The following is an 18158-nucleotide window of genomic DNA, read 5'->3' as shown; positions in this document are numbered from 1 at the left end:
ATAAATACTGATTAATACATTGGCGTTAATGTTAATGGTGGTTCACGCAGAACCCGGACCTGCTCTGTAAAAGTCGCAATTTGTCTCCGCCAGTAATCTTCGTCGGTAATCCACGGAAAATTTCTGGGGAATGCGGGATCATCCCAGCGTCGAATTATCCACGCGAGATAATAGACCATACGCATGGCTCGTAAAGGTTCTATGAGCGTAATTTCGTCTGAATTAAATGGGGCAAACTCTTCATATGCCTCAACAATCATTTCCAACTGCATTCTCTGCTCGGCTTTATCGCCATTGAGCAGCATCCAGATATCCTGAATTGCGGGGCCATTACGGGCATCATCGAGATCGACGAACAAAGGACCATCGCGCCAGAGAATATTCCCCGGGTGGCAGTCTCCATGCAGTCGTAGTGACTCAAAATCAGCATGCCAGTGAAGTTTCACTTCTTCTATAAGTGCATCTGTTGCTTTTAAGAAGCGCTGTTTCAGAGCAGATGGAATGAGATGCGTGTGCTCAAACAGTTCACGCGGCTCAAATAAATATTCACTCAAGCCCATATCAGGACGAGCAGAAAATTGCTTGCGGCGCCCCGTTTGATGGATGCGCCCAAGATAGCGTCCCACCCATTCCATTTGATCCAGGCTATCTGTTTCGTACTGTCTTCCGCCTAAACTTGGAAACACCGCGTACATAAAGCCTTGATGGCGCAGCAATGTATTGCCGTTAAACTTCAATGGTGCGGCGACAGGAACTTCATCAGCCAGCAACTCAAGGGCAAACTGATGTTCTTCTTGTATTTGTTCAGGAGACCAGCGATGAGGACGATAAAATTTCACCACATAACGTTTTCGATCCTCGTCCTGAAACTGATAGACGCGGTTCTCAAAACTATTTAATGCAGTCAAGCCGGAATCCACCCGTATACCCTGGTCAAAAAGGGCATCCATGATGGTATCCGGATGTAGTGTCTGAAAATTGAAAGCGCTGTCTGTCATCCACGCAACCGACTGTAAATGCGAATAGTTGAGGATAACATTTCGTAGCCGTTAAAGTGGACTGGCTTACAAGCTTTTACTCTTTAATTACGCCACGAGCGCGCAATAATGCGGTCTTAAAATCTTCTTCGTAGTCTTTCTGAATGCCAGGAATAACAGCATCTTTCGCGGAGCCACGCATTTTCAGATGATAAATAAGCACGTCATCGGTCAGATCGGTTAATTCACCGGTATAACCTGACTCTTTACTGAGTTTCTGTAAAAATTGAATCAAATTGAGATCAGGCTCTTTCTGCCATGCGGGCTGAAGTAGCTCGAGCAGTTCGTTAAGACGTTTGCATTTCATTATTGTGCTCCTTTCACATGCGAGGGGTACACGTTAGCAGGCTCAAACCCACATTAAAAGAGGCGATATTGGTGAGATGTTTAACGGAAGTTACTGGTGTGGTTTTGGCCGGTGGGCGATCAACTCGAATGGGCGGCCAGGATAAAGGGCTCATCGAATTAAATGGACTACCGCTGTTTGAACACGTCATCAGAAAGCTGGCACCGCAGGTCAACGACGTGGTGATTAGCGCCAACAGAAATAGAGCAAAATATCAGTCTGTTGGGTTAACCGTTCTCAGCGATACATTGCCCGATTACCCTGGACCGCTTGCTGGAATGTTGTCACTAATTAAGCAGTTACACAGTGAGTGGTTTTTGTTTTGCCCATGCGATACACCCAATATACCCGAAGATTTAGCCTCCAGGCTTTGGGAGCAAAAAGGGGATGCTTCTGCCCTTTGGGTAAACGATGGTGAGCGAGATCATCCCACTATTGCCCTCCTGCACAAGAAACTCACTGCTCCGCTGGAAATCTATCTGGCGTCAGGTGAACGGCGAGTCATGGTTTTTCTGCGAGAGGTGGGCGGACACGCCGTATTATTTCCGAATCAGAAGCAAAATTTCGTCAACATTAATTCACCAGAAGATCTCGCACAATGGGAAAACAAATAATGGTGCCTCTACTCGCTTTTGCCGCCTGGAGCGGTACAGGCAAAACAACACTTCTTAAGCAATTGATTCCCCAGCTTAATGAACGAGGGATTCGCCCAGGTCTGATCAAACATACCCATCATGATGTCGATATCGATACACCCGGAAAAGACAGTTATGAATTGCGAAAAGCCGGTGCCGCACAAACAATCGTCGCCAATAATAATAGATGGGCATTAATGACCGAAACTCCTGCGCAAGAAGAGCTGGATCTGCACTGGCTAGCCAGTCGAATGGATCCAACTTCATTGGATTTGATATTAGTTGAGGGATTTAAGCATGAAGCGATTCCAAAAATTCTGCTTTACAGGGATGGGCTAAAGCACAGCATAGCTGAGCTTGTGGTCGATAACCAAGTGATTGCCATTGCTAGTGACGTGCAGCTTCCTGATGTGCAGATTCCAGTTCTGGATATCAATTCACCCTTTCAGATTGCTGATTTTATTGCGGATTGGATTAAGAAGTGAAATTAGCCTGCCTTGTTGCGGGCATTTTTATGTATAAATCGCAGACAGCAAAAAGCCCTGTACGTCAGTACAGGGCTTTACACTTATTTGGAGCCTGGCAGTTCCCTACTCTCGCATGGGGAGACCCCACACTACCATCGGCGCTACGGCGTTTCACTTCTGAGTTCGGCATGGGGTCAGGTGGGACCACCGCGCTACTGCCGCCAGGCATATTCTGTTTCATCAACCGTCATGCTGTTCACACAACCATCGACTTAAAATCTCGGTTCAAGCTGAAAATCAAATATTCTAGTCTCTCAACCAAAACACCTTCGGTGTTGTAAGGTTAAGCCTCACGGATCATTAGTACTGGTTAGCTCAACGTATCGCTACGCTTACACACCCAGCCTATCAACGTCGTAGTCTTCAACGTTCCTTCAGGACCCTTAAAGGGTCAGGGAGAACTCATCTCGGGGCAAGTTTCGCGCTTAGATGCTTTCAGCGCTTATCTTTTCCGCATTTAGCTACCGGGCAATGCCATTGGCATGACAACCCGAACACCAGTGATGCGTCCACTCCGGTCCTCTCGTACTAGGAGCAGCCCCCCTCAATTCTCCAGCGCCCACGGCAGATAGGGACCGAACTGTCTCACGACGTTCTAAACCCAGCTCGCGTACCACTTTAAATGGCGAACAGCCATACCCTTGGGACCTACTTCAGCCCCAGGATGTGATGAGCCGACATCGAGGTGCCAAACACCGCCGTCGATATGAACTCTTGGGCGGTATCAGCCTGTTATCCCCGGAGTACCTTTTATCCGTTGAGCGATGGCCCTTCCATTCAGAACCACCGGATCACTAAGACCTGCTTTCGCACCTGCTCGAGCCGTCACTCTCGCAGTCAAGCTAGCTTATGCCTTTGCACTAACCTCACGATGTCCGACCGTGATTAGCTAACCTTCGTGCTCCTCCGTTACGCTTTAGGAGGAGACCGCCCCAGTCAAACTACCCACCAGACACTGTCCGCAACCCGGATCACGGGTCTACGTTAGAACATCAAACATTAAAGGGTGGTATTTCAAGGTTGGCTCCATGCAGACTGGCGTCCACACTTCAAAGCCTCCCACCTATCCTACACATCAAGGCTCAATGTTCAGTGTCAAGCTATAGTAAAGGTTCACGGGGTCTTTCCGTCTTGCCGCGGGTACACTGCATCTTCACAGCGATTTCAATTTCACTGAGTCTCGGGTGGAGACAGCCTGGCCATCATTACGCCATTCGTGCAGGTCGGAACTTACCCGACAAGGAATTTCGCTACCTTAGGACCGTTATAGTTACGGCCGCCGTTTACCGGGGCTTCGATCAAGAGCTTCAGCTTGCGCTTAACCCCATCAATTAACCTTCCGGCACCGGGCAGGCGTCACACCGTATACGTCCACTTTCGTGTTTGCACAGTGCTGTGTTTTTAATAAACAGTTGCAGCCAGCTGGTATCTTCGACTGCCTTCAGCTCCATCCGCGAGGGACTTCACCTACCGACAGCGTGCCTTCTCCCGAAGTTACGGCACCATTTTGCCTAGTTCCTTCACCCGAGTTCTCTCAAGCGCCTTGGTATTCTCTACCTGACCACCTGTGTCGGTTTGGGGTACGATTCGTTGTTACCTGATGCTTAGAGGCTTTTCCTGGAAGTGCGGCATTTGTTACTTCAGCACCGTAGTGCCTCGTCATCACACCTCAGCGTTAGATAAGAGTCCGGATTTACCTAAACTCTCCGCCTACATGCTTAAACCGGGACAACCGTCGCCCGGCTAACATAGCCCTCTCCGTCCCCCCTTCGCAGTAACACCGAGTACAGGAATATTAACCTGTTTCCCATCGACTACGCCTTTCGGCCTCGCCTTAGGGGTCGACTCACCCTGCCCCGATTAACGTTGGACAGGAACCCTTGGTCTTCCGGCGAGCGGGTTTTTCACCCGCTTTATCGTTACTTATGTCAGCATTCGCACTTCTGATACCTCCACCAGACCTCACAGTCCAGCTTCAACGGCTTACAGAACGCTCCCCTACCCAACAACGCATAAGCGTCGCTGCCGCAGCTTCGGTGCATGGTTTAGCCCCGTTACATCTTCCGCGCAGGCCGACTCGACCAGTGAGCTATTACGCTTTCTTTAAATGATGGCTGCTTCTAAGCCAACATCCTGGCTGTCTGTGCCTTCCCACATCGTTTCCCACTTAACCATGACTTTGGGACCTTAGCTGGCGGTCTGGGTTGTTTCCCTCTTCACGACGGACGTTAGCACCCGCCGTGTGTCTCCCGTGATAACATTCTTCGGTATTCGTAGTTTGCATCGGGTTGGTAAGCCGGGATGGCCCCCTAGCCGAAACAGTGCTCTACCCCCGAAGATGAGTTCACGAGGCGCTACCTAAATAGCTTTCGGGGAGAACCAGCTATCTCCCGGTTTGATTGGCCTTTCACCCCCAGCCACAAGTCATCCGCTAATTTTTCAACATTAGTCGGTTCGGTCCTCCAGTTAGTGTTACCCAACCTTCAACCTGCCCATGGCTAGATCACCGGGTTTCGGGTCTATACCCTGCAACTTAACGCCCAGTTAAGACTCGGTTTCCCTGCGGCTCCCCTATACGGTTAACCTTGCTACAGAATATAAGTCGCTGACCCATTATACAAAAGGTACGCAGTCACCCCATAAAAGAGGCTCCCACTGCTTGTACGTACACGGTTTCAGGTTCTGTTTCACTCCCCTCGCCGGGGTTCTTTTCGCCTTTCCCTCACGGTACTGGTTCACTATCGGTCAGTCAGGAGTATTTAGCCTTGGAGGATGGTCCCCCCATATTCAGACAGGATACCACGTGTCCCGCCCTACTCTTCGAGTTCACAGCATGTGCATTTTTGTGTACGGGAGTATCACCCTGTACCCTGCGACTTTCCAGACGCTTCCACTAATACACAAACTGATTCAGACTCTGGGCTGCTCCCCGTTCGCTCGCCGCTACTGGGGGAATCTCGGTTGATTTCTTTTCCTCGGGGTACTTAGATGTTTCAGTTCCCCCGGTTCGCTTCGTTAAGCTATGTATTCACTTAACGATAGTGCAACGAATTGCACTGGGTTTCCCCATTCGGAAATCGTCGGTTATAACGGTTCATATCACCTTACCGACGCTTATCGCAGATTAGCACGTCCTTCATCGCCTCTGACTGCCAGGGCATCCACCGTGTACGCTTAGTCGCTTAACCTCACAACCCGAAGGTGTCTCGTGAGACACAATCGATGTTGTGAAAATTTGAGAGACTCGAACACACTTCACTTCCTTTCTTATTACGGAGAAAGGAAACAGTGTGTCGTTTCAATTTTCAGCTTGTTCCGGATTTTTAAAGAGCAATATCTCAAACGTGACTCGAAAGTCAGTTTTGAGATATTTATTGATAATGTCTTTCACATCATTATCGAAGATGGCGTCCCCAAGGGGATTCGAACCCCTGTTACAGCCGTGAAAGGGCAGTGTCCTGGGCCTCTAGACGATGGGGACACGAATGATCCTTTGCAGGATATCGCTTTTTGCTCATTTACTTCTATCAGACAATCTGTGTGAGCACTACGCAAGTTCGTATCTTTCAGGTAAGGAGGTGATCCAACCGCAGGTTCCCCTACGGTTACCTTGTTACGACTTCACCCCAGTCATGAATCACAAAGTGGTAAGCGCCCTCCCGAAGGTTAAGCTACCTACTTCTTTTGCAACCCACTCCCATGGTGTGACGGGCGGTGTGTACAAGGCCCGGGAACGTATTCACCGTAGCATTCTGATCTACGATTACTAGCGATTCCGACTTCACGGAGTCGAGTTGCAGACTCCGATCCGGACTACGACGCACTTTATGAGGTCCGCTTGCTCTCGCGAGGTCGCTTCTCTTTGTATGCGCCATTGTAGCACGTGTGTAGCCCTACTCGTAAGGGCCATGATGACTTGACGTCATCCCCACCTTCCTCCAGTTTATCACTGGCAGTCTCCTTTGAGTTCCCGGCCGAACCGCTGGCAACAAAGGATAAGGGTTGCGCTCGTTGCGGGACTTAACCCAACATTTCACAACACGAGCTGACGACAGCCATGCAGCACCTGTCTCACGGTTCCCGAAGGCACTAAGGCATCTCTGCCGAATTCCGTGGATGTCAAGAGTAGGTAAGGTTCTTCGCGTTGCATCGAATTAAACCACATGCTCCACCGCTTGTGCGGGCCCCCGTCAATTCATTTGAGTTTTAACCTTGCGGCCGTACTCCCCAGGCGGTCGACTTAACGCGTTAGCTCCGGAAGCCACTCCTCAAGGGAACAACCTCCAAGTCGACATCGTTTACGGCGTGGACTACCAGGGTATCTAATCCTGTTTGCTCCCCACGCTTTCGCACCTGAGCGTCAGTCTTTGTCCAGGGGGCCGCCTTCGCCACCGGTATTCCTCCAGATCTCTACGCATTTCACCGCTACACCTGGAATTCTACCCCCCTCTACAAGACTCTAGCCTGCCAGTTTCGAATGCAGTTCCCAGGTTGAGCCCGGGGATTTCACATCCGACTTGACAGACCGCCTGCGTGCGCTTTACGCCCAGTAATTCCGATTAACGCTTGCACCCTCCGTATTACCGCGGCTGCTGGCACGGAGTTAGCCGGTGCTTCTTCTGCGAGTAACGTCAATCACTGCGGTTATTAACCACAATGCCTTCCTCCTCGCTGAAAGTACTTTACAACCCGAAGGCCTTCTTCATACACGCGGCATGGCTGCATCAGGCTTGCGCCCATTGTGCAATATTCCCCACTGCTGCCTCCCGTAGGAGTCTGGACCGTGTCTCAGTTCCAGTGTGGCTGGTCATCCTCTCAGACCAGCTAGGGATCGTCGCCTAGGTGAGCCATTACCTCACCTACTAGCTAATCCCATCTGGGCACATCTGATGGCAAGAGGCCCGAAGGTCCCCCTCTTTGGTCCGAAGACGTTATGCGGTATTAGCTACCGTTTCCAGTAGTTATCCCCCTCCATCAGGCAGTTTCCCAGACATTACTCACCCGTCCGCCGCTCGTCACCCAGGAGCAAGCTCCCTGTGCTACCGCTCGACTTGCATGTGTTAGGCCTGCCGCCAGCGTTCAATCTGAGCCATGATCAAACTCTTCAATTAAAAGCTTGATTTGCTTCAACTCGTGAAGCGGTGCTCAAAAATTAACTTTCGTAATAATTCAACTAAATGAATTACTGCTTGGTCACTCTTCAAGACTTGATATTTTTTTGATACCCGAAGGCATCTGAGATATCAATCCTGCGAGTGCCCACACAGATTGTCTGATAAATTGTTAAAGAGCAGTGAGTTACGCGCTTTCGCTTGCTAACTCGAGGTGGCGTATATTACGCTTTCCTCTTTCAGAGTCAAGCGTTTATTTTCGCTTTTCATCTGGCTGACGGGCCGGTTTGTAAGCCGTTGTGCCGTGTCAGTGGAGGCGCAGTATAGGGATTTTCCGGGAGCTGACAAGTGTTTATTGCAAATAAATTACCAAGCGTCTTTTTTTTCGCCAAAAACACTGTAAAAGCCGCGGAACACGGGATATTTGCTGTTTTAAGCATCAGAAAAGCAGACCTGGTGGCATACTAATAAAAGAAACAAAGCTAAAGGAACTGCATTCATGTCTCTATCTGCACAACAACTCGCGGCGCAAAAGAACCTTTCCTATGTTCTGGCGGAGAAACTAGCACAAGGCATTCTCAGAGGTGAGTATGAAGCGGGCAGTATTTTGCCCGGTGAAATCGAACTGGGTGAACTCTTCGGTGTGAGTCGCACGGCTGTACGAGAAGCAGTAAAGACATTAACCGCGAAAGGGATGGTTTTACCACGCCCGCGCATCGGGACTCGCGTTATGCCTCGCAGCCACTGGAATTTCCTTGATAAGGAACTGCTAACCTGGTGGATGACAGAAGAGAACTTTAATGACGTGGTGGATTACTTCCTTGTTATGCGTAATAGCCTGGAACCACAAGCCTGTGCAATGGCCGCAATAAATGGCAGTGAAGAAGAGAAAGCCACCCTTAATGAAATGATGGCTGAGATGGTAAAGCTAAAGGGTGAATTTGACCGTCAACGCTGGATAGAAGTCGATATGGCGTACCATGAGCAAATCTATGCAATGAGTGGTAACCCCTTCCTTTGTTCTTTCGCTAACTTATTCCGTTCTATTTATTACAATTACTTCACCGCAATAACTAATAACGAAGTTATTAAGCTCGACTTGCACCAGGCAATCGTTGATGCCATTACCCAGGGCGACAGCCAGGCCGCGTTAATCGCTGGTCAGACACTGTTGAAAGAACCGTTCGCTCAAGGGTAAAGACTCGCCTTCTCCTGGATGCGTTAAAACATCAGGATAAAAATGACCAAAACAGCTCGCAGTATGGCCGGGTTACCGTGGATAGCGGCGATGGCATTCTTCATGCAGGCGCTGGATGCCACTATTCTCAATACTGCATTACCCGCAATAGCTCATAGCCTTGGGCGTTCGCCGCTGGCAATGCAATCCGCGATTATCAGTTACACCTTAACCGTTGCGATGCTGATCCCTGTCAGCGGCTGGCTTGCTGACCGCTTCGGTACACGTCGCGTGTTTATGTTCGCCGTTTCCCTCTTCACTCTCGGCTCGTTTGCCTGCGCGATGTCCAACTCGCTGGGTGAATTAGTCGTGTTTCGTGTGATTCAGGGAATCGGCGGGGCAATGATGATGCCGGTCGCGCGCTTAGCATTATTACGCGCCTATCCACGTAGCGAATTGCTGCCCGTATTAAACTTCGTCACCATGCCAGGGCTTGTTGGCCCAATCCTCGGCCCATTGCTCGGCGGCGTTTTAGTTACGTGGGCGAGCTGGCATTGGATTTTCCTCATTAATATACCTATCGGAATTCTTGGCCTTATCTACGCCCGCAAGTACATGCCAAACTTCACGACTCCACGACGCGGCTTTGATATGACAGGCTTTCTTTTATTTGGCTTGAGTCTGGTATGCATTTCTAGCGGGATGGAGTTATTCGGCGAACGCATTGTTGCCAGTTACATCGGTATTCTGACGATATTAAGTGGGCTTGCTCTGCTGGCAGCGTATATCTGGCACGCTCGTCGCCACCCGACACCGCTGATCGCTTTGCCGATGTTTCGCACCAGAACTTTCTCTATAGGGATCATCGGCAATCTTGCTTCGCGGCTGGGTACCGGCTGCGTACCCTTCCTGATGCCTTTAATGCTACAAGTCGGTTTTGGTTATTCTGCCTTGATTGCCGGATGCATGATGGCTCCAACCGCCATTGGCTCGTTACTGGCAAAATCGACCGTAACTCAGGTATTACGTCGTCTTGGCTATAGAAAAACGTTAGTCGGTGTCACGCTGGTGATCGGTTTACTGATTGGGCAATTCTCATTGCAGTCGCCTGGAATGGAAGTGTGGATGCTAATTTTGCCGCTGTTTATTCTGGGGATGGCGATGTCTACGCAGTTCACGGCAATGAATACGATTACGCTCGCCGACCTCACCGATGAAAACGCCAGTAGCGGCAACAGTGTGCTGGCCGTAACGCAACAGTTGGCGATCAGTCTTGGCGTAGCGGTAAGTGCGGCGGTACTTCGTTTGTATGAAGGAGTAGAGAGCATTAATACCGTTGAGCAGTTCCACTACACCTTCCTGACGATGGGTGCAGTGACGTTGGTTTCCGCTCTGGTGTTCTTACTATTACGCCCTAAAGACGGGCGCAATATGATCAAGCGTTAAACGGAACCGCGCTCCACCAGCTCTGGCGTCAAAAATAGACGCTGCTGTTCAAGGGTGGGTTGCGCCATTCGATGTATCAATACATCAACGGCCAACTCACCCAGCTCATCTTTAGGCTGATGAATGGTCGTTAACGGTGGCGTCATATATCGCGCCAGTTCGATATCATCGTAACCCACAACCGCCATATCCTGCGGAACCTTCAACCCCGCCTGGTACAAAGCCTGATACGCCCCAACCGCCATGGCATCATTGCCAGTAAATACGGCATGTGGCGGTTGCTCCAGCGCAAGCAGCGAGTTCATCGCGGTGAAACCGCCCTGAAACTCAAAGTCACCGATGATTTCATAACCTTCATGAATCGTAAGCCCTGCCCGGTTCATCGCGTTGCGATAGCCTTCAAGGCGTAAGCGCGCTGGCGTTTTATCTTGCGGGCCAGTAATGCAGGCGATCCGGGTATAACCTTTATCAATGAGATGTTGCGTTGCCGTGTCGCCGCCCAGCAAAGAGTTATCCTGAATGACGTCGCTTTCGCCCTCAAAAGGAGACCAGTCCATCATCACCGTAGGAATAGAAGGATAGCGACTCATAATCGCGGGCGAAGGGAGATGAGTTTCGGTACATAAAAGAAGAAGACCATCGACGCGCTTTTGCAGCAGCGTTTCCAGGTTGCGATTCATTCGCTGCTCGTCGCCTTCGGTATTACATAACACCAGGCTATAACCGCGCTCAAAACAACTGCGTTCAACACCACGCACCAGTTCAGAATAAAACGGGTTACTACTGGCGGTGATTAACATGCCAATAGTGTGTGTTTGGTTAAGCTTGAGACTACGCGCCAGTGCAGAGGGTGCATAGTTAAGAGTCTTGATTGCCGCATCGACCTTTGCGCGAACGGCATCACTCACAAAGCGGTCGTTATTAATGACGTGCGAAACGGTAGAAGTCGAAACCCCGGCCATTTTCGCGACGTCTTTCATGGTGGCCATGATTATCCTTGCGGTTGCAAAAACTCGTCGATTTCGTGACGCCACGGCACCGAAGGCTGCGCACCTTTACGTGTTACGGCAATTGCAGCGGCGGCATGAGCAAAACGAATTGCCTCATTCATCGGCTTATCTTCCAGCAATGCAGTAACCAATGCGCCATTAAAGGTATCGCCCGCAGCGATGGTATCCACAGCTTTCACCTTAAAACCCGGAACACGCTGGCCTTTACCGTTTTCACTCAGCCAAACGCCACGGCTGCCGAGCGTAATAATGACGGTTTCAATACCTTTCGCATGCAGCGCCTGAGCTGCAACCGCCGCATCGTCATCATTTTCGACGCGCACACCTGTCAGTTTTTCCGCTTCGGTTTCATTTGGCGTGATCATGTCCACCAGCGCGAGCATCTCGTCTGATAATTCACAAGCTGGTGCAGGGTTGAGCACGACTTTAGTTTGGTTCTGATGCGCAATTTTCGCCGCAGCCAGCACGCTTTCCAGCGGCGACTCAAGCTGCATTAAAAGTGCCGAAGCTTCTGCAATTTTTTTATTCTGTTCTGCCACAAGCGTTGGCGTTAATGCTGCGTTCGCCCCAGCGTGAATACCAATCACGTTTTCTCCCGCACTATTCACGAAGATCAGCGCCACACCCGTTGCGGCATCTTTAATTGTGCTAATCGGGGAAGTATCGATGTTATCACTAGCCAATTGTTTACTAACGCGGCTGCCGGTGTCGTCGTCACCCACACAGGCGATAAAGGCAATATCCGCACCGCTGCGCCCGGCAGCAACTGCCTGGTTGGCCCCTTTTCCACCGAACGCGACCTGATACTCTTGCCCGGTAACGGTTTCACCTGGCGTCGGAAAATGTTCGAGGTTAAGGATATGGTCAGCGTTAATGCTGCCAAGGACAACGAGCTTGCCTTTAGTTTTCATTTTTTATCAGTCCAGTTAATTGCGCCACCCCAGTTCTGGAGTGGCGCGGTGCCCTGCTTTTCTATTGTTGTCTTATTTAGTAACCAGCTTCAGGTCAACCGGGATTTTGGAGTCGACTTTTTCGCCTTTCAATACTTTGTCTGCGGTTTCTACACCAATAACGCCAATTTGGTCAGCCATCTGGGCAACCGTCGCGCCCAACTTACCGCTTTCAACTGCTTTCACGCCGTCAGCAGTGCCGTCGAAACCAACCACCAGAACGTCAGATTTACCCGCAGTTTGCAGTGCACGCAGAGCACCCAGTGCCATTTCGTCGTTCTGAGCAAATACCGCCTGCACGTCAGGATGGGCAGTCAGCAAGTTCTGCATGACGTTCAGGCCTTTAGTACGGTCGAAGTCAGCAGGCTGGCTCGCCAGAACGGTAAATTTGTGTGCAGCAGTCGCTTGTTTGAAGCCTTCACCACGTTCACGCGCAGCAGATGCACCGGCGATACCTTGCAGTTCGATAACTTTCGCGCCTTCACCCAGTTTCTTAGCGATGAAGTCACCCGCCATTTTACCACCGGCAACGTTATCAGAAGCGATGTGACTCACTACGGTGCCCTGGTTTGCCATACGGTCGAGCGTAATTACAGGGATTTTAGCCTGGTTCGCCATTTTCACCGCATTGCCGACAGCATCGGAATCAGTTGGGTTGATAAGCATCAGCTTGGTGCCACGAACTGTCAGATCCTGCACGTTCGCCAGCTCTTTCGCCGGGTTGTTTTGCGAATCCAGAACAATCAGGTTGTAGCCCAGTTTGTCGGCTTCTTTCTGCGCGCCGTCTTTCAGGGATACGAAGAATGGGTTATTCAGCGTGGATACAACCAGCGCGATGGTGTCTTTGGCCATCGCGTTTGCACTTACGGTGGCACTCAGTGCAACAGCAGAAACCAGAGTAGCCAGCTTTTTCATATTCATAGTCAGATGTCCTGTAGGGTTATGATTGTTACTGCTTTTTGTTGTCCACCAGCACCGCCAGTAAAATAACCACTGCTTTGACGATCATCTGGTAATAAGAAGAAACACCTAATAAATTCAGTCCGTTATTCAGAAAGCCTAAGATCAGCGCACCGATCAGCGTTCCAACGATTCGCCCTTTCCCACCAGCAAGGCTGGTGCCGCCAAGCACTACCGCAGCGATGGCATCCAGCTCATAGCCAGTACCTGCCGTCGGTTGCGCAGAAGAAAGACGTGCCACTTCGATGATCCCGGCCAAAGACGCCAGCAGACCGCAAAGTGAATAAACGATAATTTTAACTTTGTTAACGCTAATACCGGACAGACGCGTCGCCGCTTCGTTACCGCCCAGCGCATAGATATAACGACCCAGACGAGTGTGGTGCAGCATGTACCACGCAGCCAGGAAGACCACGCCCATAATCCACACCGGAGTAGGGATCCCCAGCGGACGGCCAATACCAAACCAGCCAAACACATCGGCGTTATCGGAGAAACCCGTGTTAACCGGGCTACCGTTGGTGTAAACCATGGTCACGCCGCGCAGAAGGAGCATCATCACCAGTGTTGCGATAAACGCCTGCACTCGCCCTTTCGCGACAATCACGCCAGTCACAGCACCGATTGCCGCCCCAAGTGCCAGCGCCCCGGCAACCGCCACCAGCGCATTCACTTCTAAGCCAACAATCGAGGCTGCTACCGCTCCGGTCAGCGCCAGTAAAGAACCGACGGACAGGTCGATTCCCGAAGTCAGAATAACCAGCGTCATCCCGACCGCCATAATGGCGTTCACAGAGGTTTGTTGCAGGATATTGAAAAGGTTATTGACGGTGAAAAAGTTCGGGCTAAGGCTCGATACAACTGCGATCAACACCAGCAGTGCAATCAGTGATTTTTGCTCTAACAGCCACGCTTTGGTGAACCAGCGACGGGTCGGAATAGACTGGGTACTCATTTTACAGACTCCTGATTCACGCGATTTAACTTGCCGACGGCCGCCGCCATCAATATTTCCTGGGTCGCTTCTTCACGGGTAAATTCCCCACCAGGATGCCCTTCATGCATCACCATAATTCGGTCACTCATACCGAGGACTTCCGGCATTTCTGACGAAACGAGAATGATGCTTAACCCATCGGCTTTGAACTGATTGATTAACTGATAAATTTCTTTTTTCGCCCCCACGTCAACGCCGCGTGTTGGCTCATCAAGAATCAACACTTTCGGGCGCGTCATCAGGCCACGGGCAATCGCCACTTTTTGCTGATTACCGCCAGAAAGCAGGCCAATCGGTTGTTCCATCGACGGGGTTTTCACGTTGAACAAACGGATGAAATCCTGCACCGCTTGCTGTTCATCTTTGTGCCGCAGGCTACCCACGTTATGGCTGAAATAGCGCAGCGCGGTCAGCGACATGTTCTCTTTTACCGACATGCCGAGCACCAGCCCGTCACGTTTACGGTCTTCAGAGATATAAACGATGCCGTTTGCCAGGCCATCTTGCGGTGAGCGCGTCACCACTTCACGACCATCAAGCGCAACATAGCCGCCGGTACGCGGCAATGCGCCATACAGCACTTTCATTAATTCAGTGCGACCCGCGCCCATCAAACCGGCAACGCCGAGGATCTCGCCTTTGCGCAAGTTGAAACTCACGTCATGCACGCCAGGCCCGGAGAGGTTATCGACGCGCAGCAGGATTTCACCGGGTTGCTTATCCAGACGAGGATATTGGTCTTCAAGTTTGCGCCCGACCATCATTTCGATAAGCGTATCTTCGGTCAGCGTCACCACTTCACGCTCGGCAATAAACTGCCCATCGCGGAACACGGTCACGTCGTCGCAAATCTCGAAGATTTCCTTCATACGGTGCGAGATATAAACGATGCCGCGCCCCTGAGCTTTCAGCTCGCGGATCACGCGGAATAAAGAGTCGGTTTCGGTATCGGTCAAAGCATCGGTTGGCTCATCCATCACAATGACTTTCGACTCAAAGCTCAGAACCTTGGCGATTTCGACCATCTGCTGATCGCCGATCGACAAATCACCCACCAGCTTTTGGCTGTTAAAGCGCAGGTTGAGTTTGGCCAGCAACTTGTCTGCTTCGGCATACATCGTTTTCCAGTCGATTTTGCCGAAACGGTTAACGAACTCACGGCCAAGGAAGATGTTTTCCGCAATGCTTAACTGCGGAATCAGGTTGAGTTCCTGGTGAATAATACCGATGCCCGCTTCCTGTGAGGATTTCGGGCCATTGAACGTGGTTTCTTTGCCAAGCCACAACAGCGAACCCGCATCACGCTGATAAATGCCAGTCAGCACTTTCATCATGGTGGATTTGCCTGCGCCGTTTTCACCCACCAGCGCCATCACGCGCCCGGCGTATACATTCAACGCCGCCCCAGAAAGGGCTTTCACGCCTGGGAACGATTTATCGATCCCTTTTAATTGCAGTAACGGTTCCATGCCGGCCTCAGAAAGTTACGCCAGCACAGAGAATGATATTCGCATACGGGGAACACTCCCCGCTGCGAATAACCGCCTGGCTTTCAGCGGTGTGTTGCTTGAACTGCTCGTGACTAATGTAACGAATAGAAATGGTGTTTCCCTGGTGTTGTTGCAGTTGCTCGATGTAACTAAGCAACGTTTCGTGGAGTTGGGGATTATGTTGTTTAATTTCCGAAGCTAAGACGGCAGCTTCAACCTGCATCTCTTGTGTTACGACTTCAACGACCTGCATAAAACCCGGTACGCCGTGAGTCAGTGCCAAATCTATACGCGGTGTATTGCGTGGAATGGGCAACCCGGCATCGGCAATCACCAGCGTGTCGGTGTGGCCAAGACGAGAAATAACAGACGAGATATCAGCGTTGAGAACAGTGCCTTTCTTCATTTTCTTACTCCACTAGCGAAACGTTTCGCTGAGGTAAAGTGTAGGGAATGTAGTGATGGGAAAACAACCAGCGCGTGACGAAAATGTGATCGCCATCGAAACGTTTCGCTGTTCTGTTTCAAAAGGGAAGAAATGAGAGCGCGCACAATCAAAAAGACAAAAAAACGCCCCTTCGATTGAAGAGGCGTTGGGATTAAATCTCGACCTGGGTTCCTAACTCGATAACCCGATTTGGCGGGATTTCGAATTGGTCAGGTGCGCGCAAGGCGTTGCGTTGCAGTGCGAGGAACAGTTTGCCGCGCAGTCTCAGATACCACGGGCGTTTACCGATGATCAGTGACTCATGCGACATAAAGAATGATGTCTCCATCATTCGACAACTTAACCCTTCCAGGCCACAACGATGGAACACCTCTTCCACGTTTGGCGTTTCGCGCCAGCCATAGCTTGCGACTACGCGCCAGAAGGTTGGCGAAAGCTGTTCGATAGAAACACGACGTACATTATGAACGTACGGCGCATCTTCAGTTCTCAGCGTCAGCAGTACCACGCGCTCATGCAGCACTTTGTTGTGCTTTAGGTTGTGAAGCATCGCAAAAGGAATCACGTTCAGCGCACGGGACATATAAACAGCGGTGCCCGGAACACGTACTGGCGGTGATTTTTCCAGGGAGGCAATCATCGCTTCCAGTGAATTTCCGTGCTCATGCATACGACGCAGCAGGCGGAAACGCTCGCTTTTCCAGGTCGTCATAATGATAAACATCACCAGCGCCAGGCAAAGTGGCAACCAACCGCCCGAGAAGATTTTCACAACGTTCGCAGAGAACAGCGGAATGTCGATGCACAAGAATGCAAAACCCATCAGCAACACAGCAACTTTGTTCCAGTGCCAGTTTTTGGTCGCGACAGTACAACAAAGAATGGACGTCAGGACCATCGTACCCGTTACCGCGATACCGTACGCCGCCGCCAGGTTGCTGGAGTGCTCGAAGCTCACAATCACAATCACCACGGAGATATAGAGGAGCCAGTTAATTGCTGGCACATATATCTGCCCGGACTCCATTTCCGAGGTATGAATGATGCGCATTGGCGACAGATATCCCAGACGTACAGCCTGGCGAGTCAACGAGAACACACCGGAAATCACGGCCTGAGAGGCGATAACCGTGGCAAGCGTTGCCAGAATCATCAGCGGGATCAGCGCCCAGTCTGGAGCCAGTAAGAAGAATGGGTTCTTAATCGCTTCCGGCGTTTTGAGCAGCAGTGCGCCCTGGCCGAAATAATTCAGCACCAGAGACGGCAACACGACGGAAAACCATGCAATACGAATAGGCAATTTACCGAAGTGGCCCATATCGGCATACAGCGCTTCAACACCCGTAATAGAAAGAACGACCGCGCCGAGTGCGAAGAATGAAACGGTTTTATATTCCAGGAAGAAGTGCACAGCCCACGCCGGATTCAGCGCCTGAAGCACTTCCGGGTTGGCCATAATACTGCGCGCGCCCAACACGGCCAGCACCAGGAACCAAAGCATCATGACGGGAGCAAACAGCTTGCCCACCATACCCGTGCCGTGTTTTTGAATCATAAACAGCAGCGTCAGGACCACTATCGACAGCGGGACAATATAGGCATCGAGTTGCGGGGCAGCTATCTCAAGCCCTTCGATGGCCGACATAACCGATATTGCCGGAGTAATGACCACCTCGCCATAGAAGAAGCTGCCGCCGATCAATCCCATGATCACCAGCACAGAAGTCATTTTCGCCGAGGTATGACGCCCAGCCAAAGACATCAGCGTCAAAATACCCCCTTCGCCAGCGTTATCCGCACGCATAACAAAGGTCAGATACTTAACCGAGACGACTAAGATTAACAGCCAGAAAATCAGAGACAAAAAGCCAAATACGGCGTCGCGTTCTACGCCAAACCCAAATTGACCAGACAGACATTCACGAAGGGTATAAAGCGGGCTAGTACCGATATCACCGTATACCACCCCAATTGCAGCCAGCGTAATCGCAGGCAATGATTGTTTATTATCAGCGCTCATAGAC

13 protein-coding genes, 1 tRNA gene and 3 rRNA genes are annotated in these 18158 nt (G+C 50.8%); 4 read left to right on the top strand and 13 right to left on the bottom strand.

What is annotated here, in order from left to right; all coding sequences use genetic code 11:
- Positions 1 to 11: 11 nt before the first annotated feature.
- Together AC0IWZ_RS21325 and AC0IWZ_RS21320 are read right to left on the bottom strand one after the other, a co-directional pair.
- Positions 12 to 998 carry a serine/threonine protein kinase gene (locus AC0IWZ_RS21325; RefSeq protein WP_471678525.1) on the bottom strand — a complete coding sequence of 329 codons (987 nt, stop codon included), beginning with the start codon at positions 996 to 998 and terminating at the stop codon, positions 12 to 14.
- 76 nt (positions 999 to 1074) lie between these two features.
- Complete coding sequence (locus AC0IWZ_RS21320; protein ID WP_410374192.1) at positions 1075 to 1344, bottom strand: YihD family protein; 270 nt, start codon at positions 1342 to 1344, stop codon at positions 1075 to 1077.
- A 71-nt stretch (positions 1345 to 1415) separates the two neighbouring features.
- On the opposite strand from AC0IWZ_RS21320, the gene mobA reads away from it, so the two are divergent.
- A complete protein-coding gene (gene mobA, locus AC0IWZ_RS21315) occupies positions 1416 to 1997 on the top strand; it encodes a molybdenum cofactor guanylyltransferase MobA (protein ID WP_034500099.1) in 582 nt (193 codons plus the stop codon).
- Complete coding sequence (mobB, locus tag AC0IWZ_RS21310) at positions 1982 to 2503, top strand: molybdopterin-guanine dinucleotide biosynthesis protein MobB (RefSeq protein ID WP_034499929.1); 522 nt, start codon at positions 1982 to 1984, stop codon at positions 2501 to 2503. The genes mobA and mobB overlap by 16 nt, the downstream gene beginning before the upstream one ends.
- A gap of 92 nt (positions 2504 to 2595) precedes the next feature.
- Here mobB and rrf read toward each other — a convergent pair.
- The 4 genes from rrf to AC0IWZ_RS21290 form a co-directional block, all read right to left on the bottom strand.
- Positions 2596 to 2711: ribosomal RNA gene (gene rrf / locus AC0IWZ_RS21305) — 5S ribosomal RNA — on the bottom strand.
- Between the two features lie 113 nt (positions 2712 to 2824).
- A 23S ribosomal RNA gene (locus AC0IWZ_RS21300) occupies positions 2825 to 5733 on the bottom strand.
- A gap of 217 nt (positions 5734 to 5950) precedes the next feature.
- Positions 5951 to 6026 (bottom strand) — tRNA-Glu (locus tag AC0IWZ_RS21295).
- Positions 6027 to 6116: 90 nt separating this feature from the next.
- Positions 6117 to 7656, bottom strand: a 16S ribosomal RNA gene (locus tag AC0IWZ_RS21290).
- The 16S, 23S and 5S rRNA genes sit together here with 1 tRNA gene alongside, the layout of an rRNA operon.
- Positions 7657 to 8155: 499 nt before the next feature.
- Here AC0IWZ_RS21290 and AC0IWZ_RS21285 point away from each other — a divergent pair.
- Positions 8156 to 8854, top strand: coding sequence for a FadR/GntR family transcriptional regulator (locus tag AC0IWZ_RS21285; RefSeq protein ID WP_471678526.1), 699 nt, complete (start codon positions 8156 to 8158; stop codon positions 8852 to 8854).
- A 42-nt stretch (positions 8855 to 8896) separates the two neighbouring features.
- Positions 8897 to 10279, top strand: coding sequence for a multidrug transporter subunit MdtD (gene mdtD, locus AC0IWZ_RS21280; RefSeq protein WP_034499906.1), 1383 nt, complete (start codon positions 8897 to 8899; stop codon positions 10277 to 10279).
- Here the strand turns inward: mdtD and rbsR are convergent.
- The 7 genes from rbsR to kup form a co-directional block, all read right to left on the bottom strand.
- Complete coding sequence (gene rbsR / locus AC0IWZ_RS21275; RefSeq protein WP_471678527.1) at positions 10276 to 11268, bottom strand: ribose operon transcriptional repressor RbsR; 993 nt, start codon at positions 11266 to 11268, stop codon at positions 10276 to 10278. The two genes, mdtD and rbsR, sit on opposite strands and share 4 nt — an antisense overlap.
- 2 nt (positions 11269 to 11270) lie before the next feature.
- Positions 11271 to 12200, bottom strand: a complete 930-nt coding sequence (rbsK, locus tag AC0IWZ_RS21270) for a ribokinase (RefSeq protein ID WP_471678528.1) — start codon at positions 12198 to 12200, stop codon at positions 11271 to 11273.
- Positions 12201 to 12272: 72 nt separating this feature from the next.
- Entirely contained in the window at positions 12273 to 13160 is an 888-nt protein-coding gene (rbsB, locus tag AC0IWZ_RS21265) for a ribose ABC transporter substrate-binding protein RbsB (protein WP_034460716.1), read from the bottom strand.
- 28 nt (positions 13161 to 13188) lie between these two features.
- A complete protein-coding gene (rbsC, locus tag AC0IWZ_RS21260; protein WP_034499898.1) occupies positions 13189 to 14154 on the bottom strand; it encodes a ribose ABC transporter permease in 966 nt (321 codons plus the stop codon).
- Complete coding sequence (rbsA, locus tag AC0IWZ_RS21255) at positions 14151 to 15665, bottom strand: ribose ABC transporter ATP-binding protein RbsA (protein WP_471678529.1); 1515 nt, start codon at positions 15663 to 15665, stop codon at positions 14151 to 14153. The genes rbsC and rbsA overlap by 4 nt, the downstream gene beginning before the upstream one ends.
- Positions 15666 to 15672: 7 nt before the next feature.
- Entirely contained in the window at positions 15673 to 16092 is a 420-nt protein-coding gene (gene rbsD / locus AC0IWZ_RS21250) for a D-ribose pyranase (protein ID WP_115631710.1), read from the bottom strand.
- A 193-nt stretch (positions 16093 to 16285) separates the two neighbouring features.
- The gene (kup, locus tag AC0IWZ_RS21245; RefSeq protein WP_115631711.1) at positions 16286 to 18154 is read right to left on the bottom strand and encodes a low affinity potassium transporter Kup; all 1869 of its coding nucleotides are present in this window, start codon (positions 18152 to 18154) and stop codon (positions 16286 to 16288) included.
- Between the last annotated feature and the right edge of the window lie 4 nt (positions 18155 to 18158).

This window comes from Buttiauxella sp. AC142, assembly GCF_979253435.1.
Note: the sequence above shows the minus strand (reverse complement) of the source record. Positions and strands in the feature narration are given on the sequence as shown.

Excerpts from the sequence above, each read along its gene's own strand:
- AC0IWZ_RS21325 (WP_471678525.1), bottom strand. The coding sequence starts at position 998 with ATGACAGACAGCGCTTTCAATTTTCAGACACTACATCCGGATACCATC.
- AC0IWZ_RS21320 (WP_410374192.1), bottom strand. The coding sequence starts at position 1,344 with ATGAAATGCAAACGTCTTAACGAACTGCTCGAGCTACTTCAGCCCGCA.
- mobB (WP_034499929.1), top strand. The coding sequence starts at position 1,982 with ATGGGAAAACAAATAATGGTGCCTCTACTCGCTTTTGCCGCCTGGAGC.
- AC0IWZ_RS21285 (WP_471678526.1), top strand. The coding sequence starts at position 8,156 with ATGTCTCTATCTGCACAACAACTCGCGGCGCAAAAGAACCTTTCCTAT.
- mdtD (WP_034499906.1), top strand. The coding sequence starts at position 8,897 with ATGACCAAAACAGCTCGCAGTATGGCCGGGTTACCGTGGATAGCGGCG.
- rbsR (WP_471678527.1), bottom strand. The coding sequence starts at position 11,268 with ATGGCCACCATGAAAGACGTCGCGAAAATGGCCGGGGTTTCGACTTCT.
- rbsK (WP_471678528.1), bottom strand. The coding sequence starts at position 12,200 with ATGAAAACTAAAGGCAAGCTCGTTGTCCTTGGCAGCATTAACGCTGAC.
- rbsB (WP_034460716.1), bottom strand. The coding sequence starts at position 13,160 with ATGAATATGAAAAAGCTGGCTACTCTGGTTTCTGCTGTTGCACTGAGT.
- rbsC (WP_034499898.1), bottom strand. The coding sequence starts at position 14,154 with ATGAGTACCCAGTCTATTCCGACCCGTCGCTGGTTCACCAAAGCGTGG.
- rbsA (WP_471678529.1), bottom strand. The coding sequence starts at position 15,665 with ATGGAACCGTTACTGCAATTAAAAGGGATCGATAAATCGTTCCCAGGC.
- rbsD (WP_115631710.1), bottom strand. The coding sequence starts at position 16,092 with ATGAAGAAAGGCACTGTTCTCAACGCTGATATCTCGTCTGTTATTTCT.
- kup (WP_115631711.1), bottom strand. The coding sequence starts at position 18,154 with ATGAGCGCTGATAATAAACAATCATTGCCTGCGATTACGCTGGCTGCA.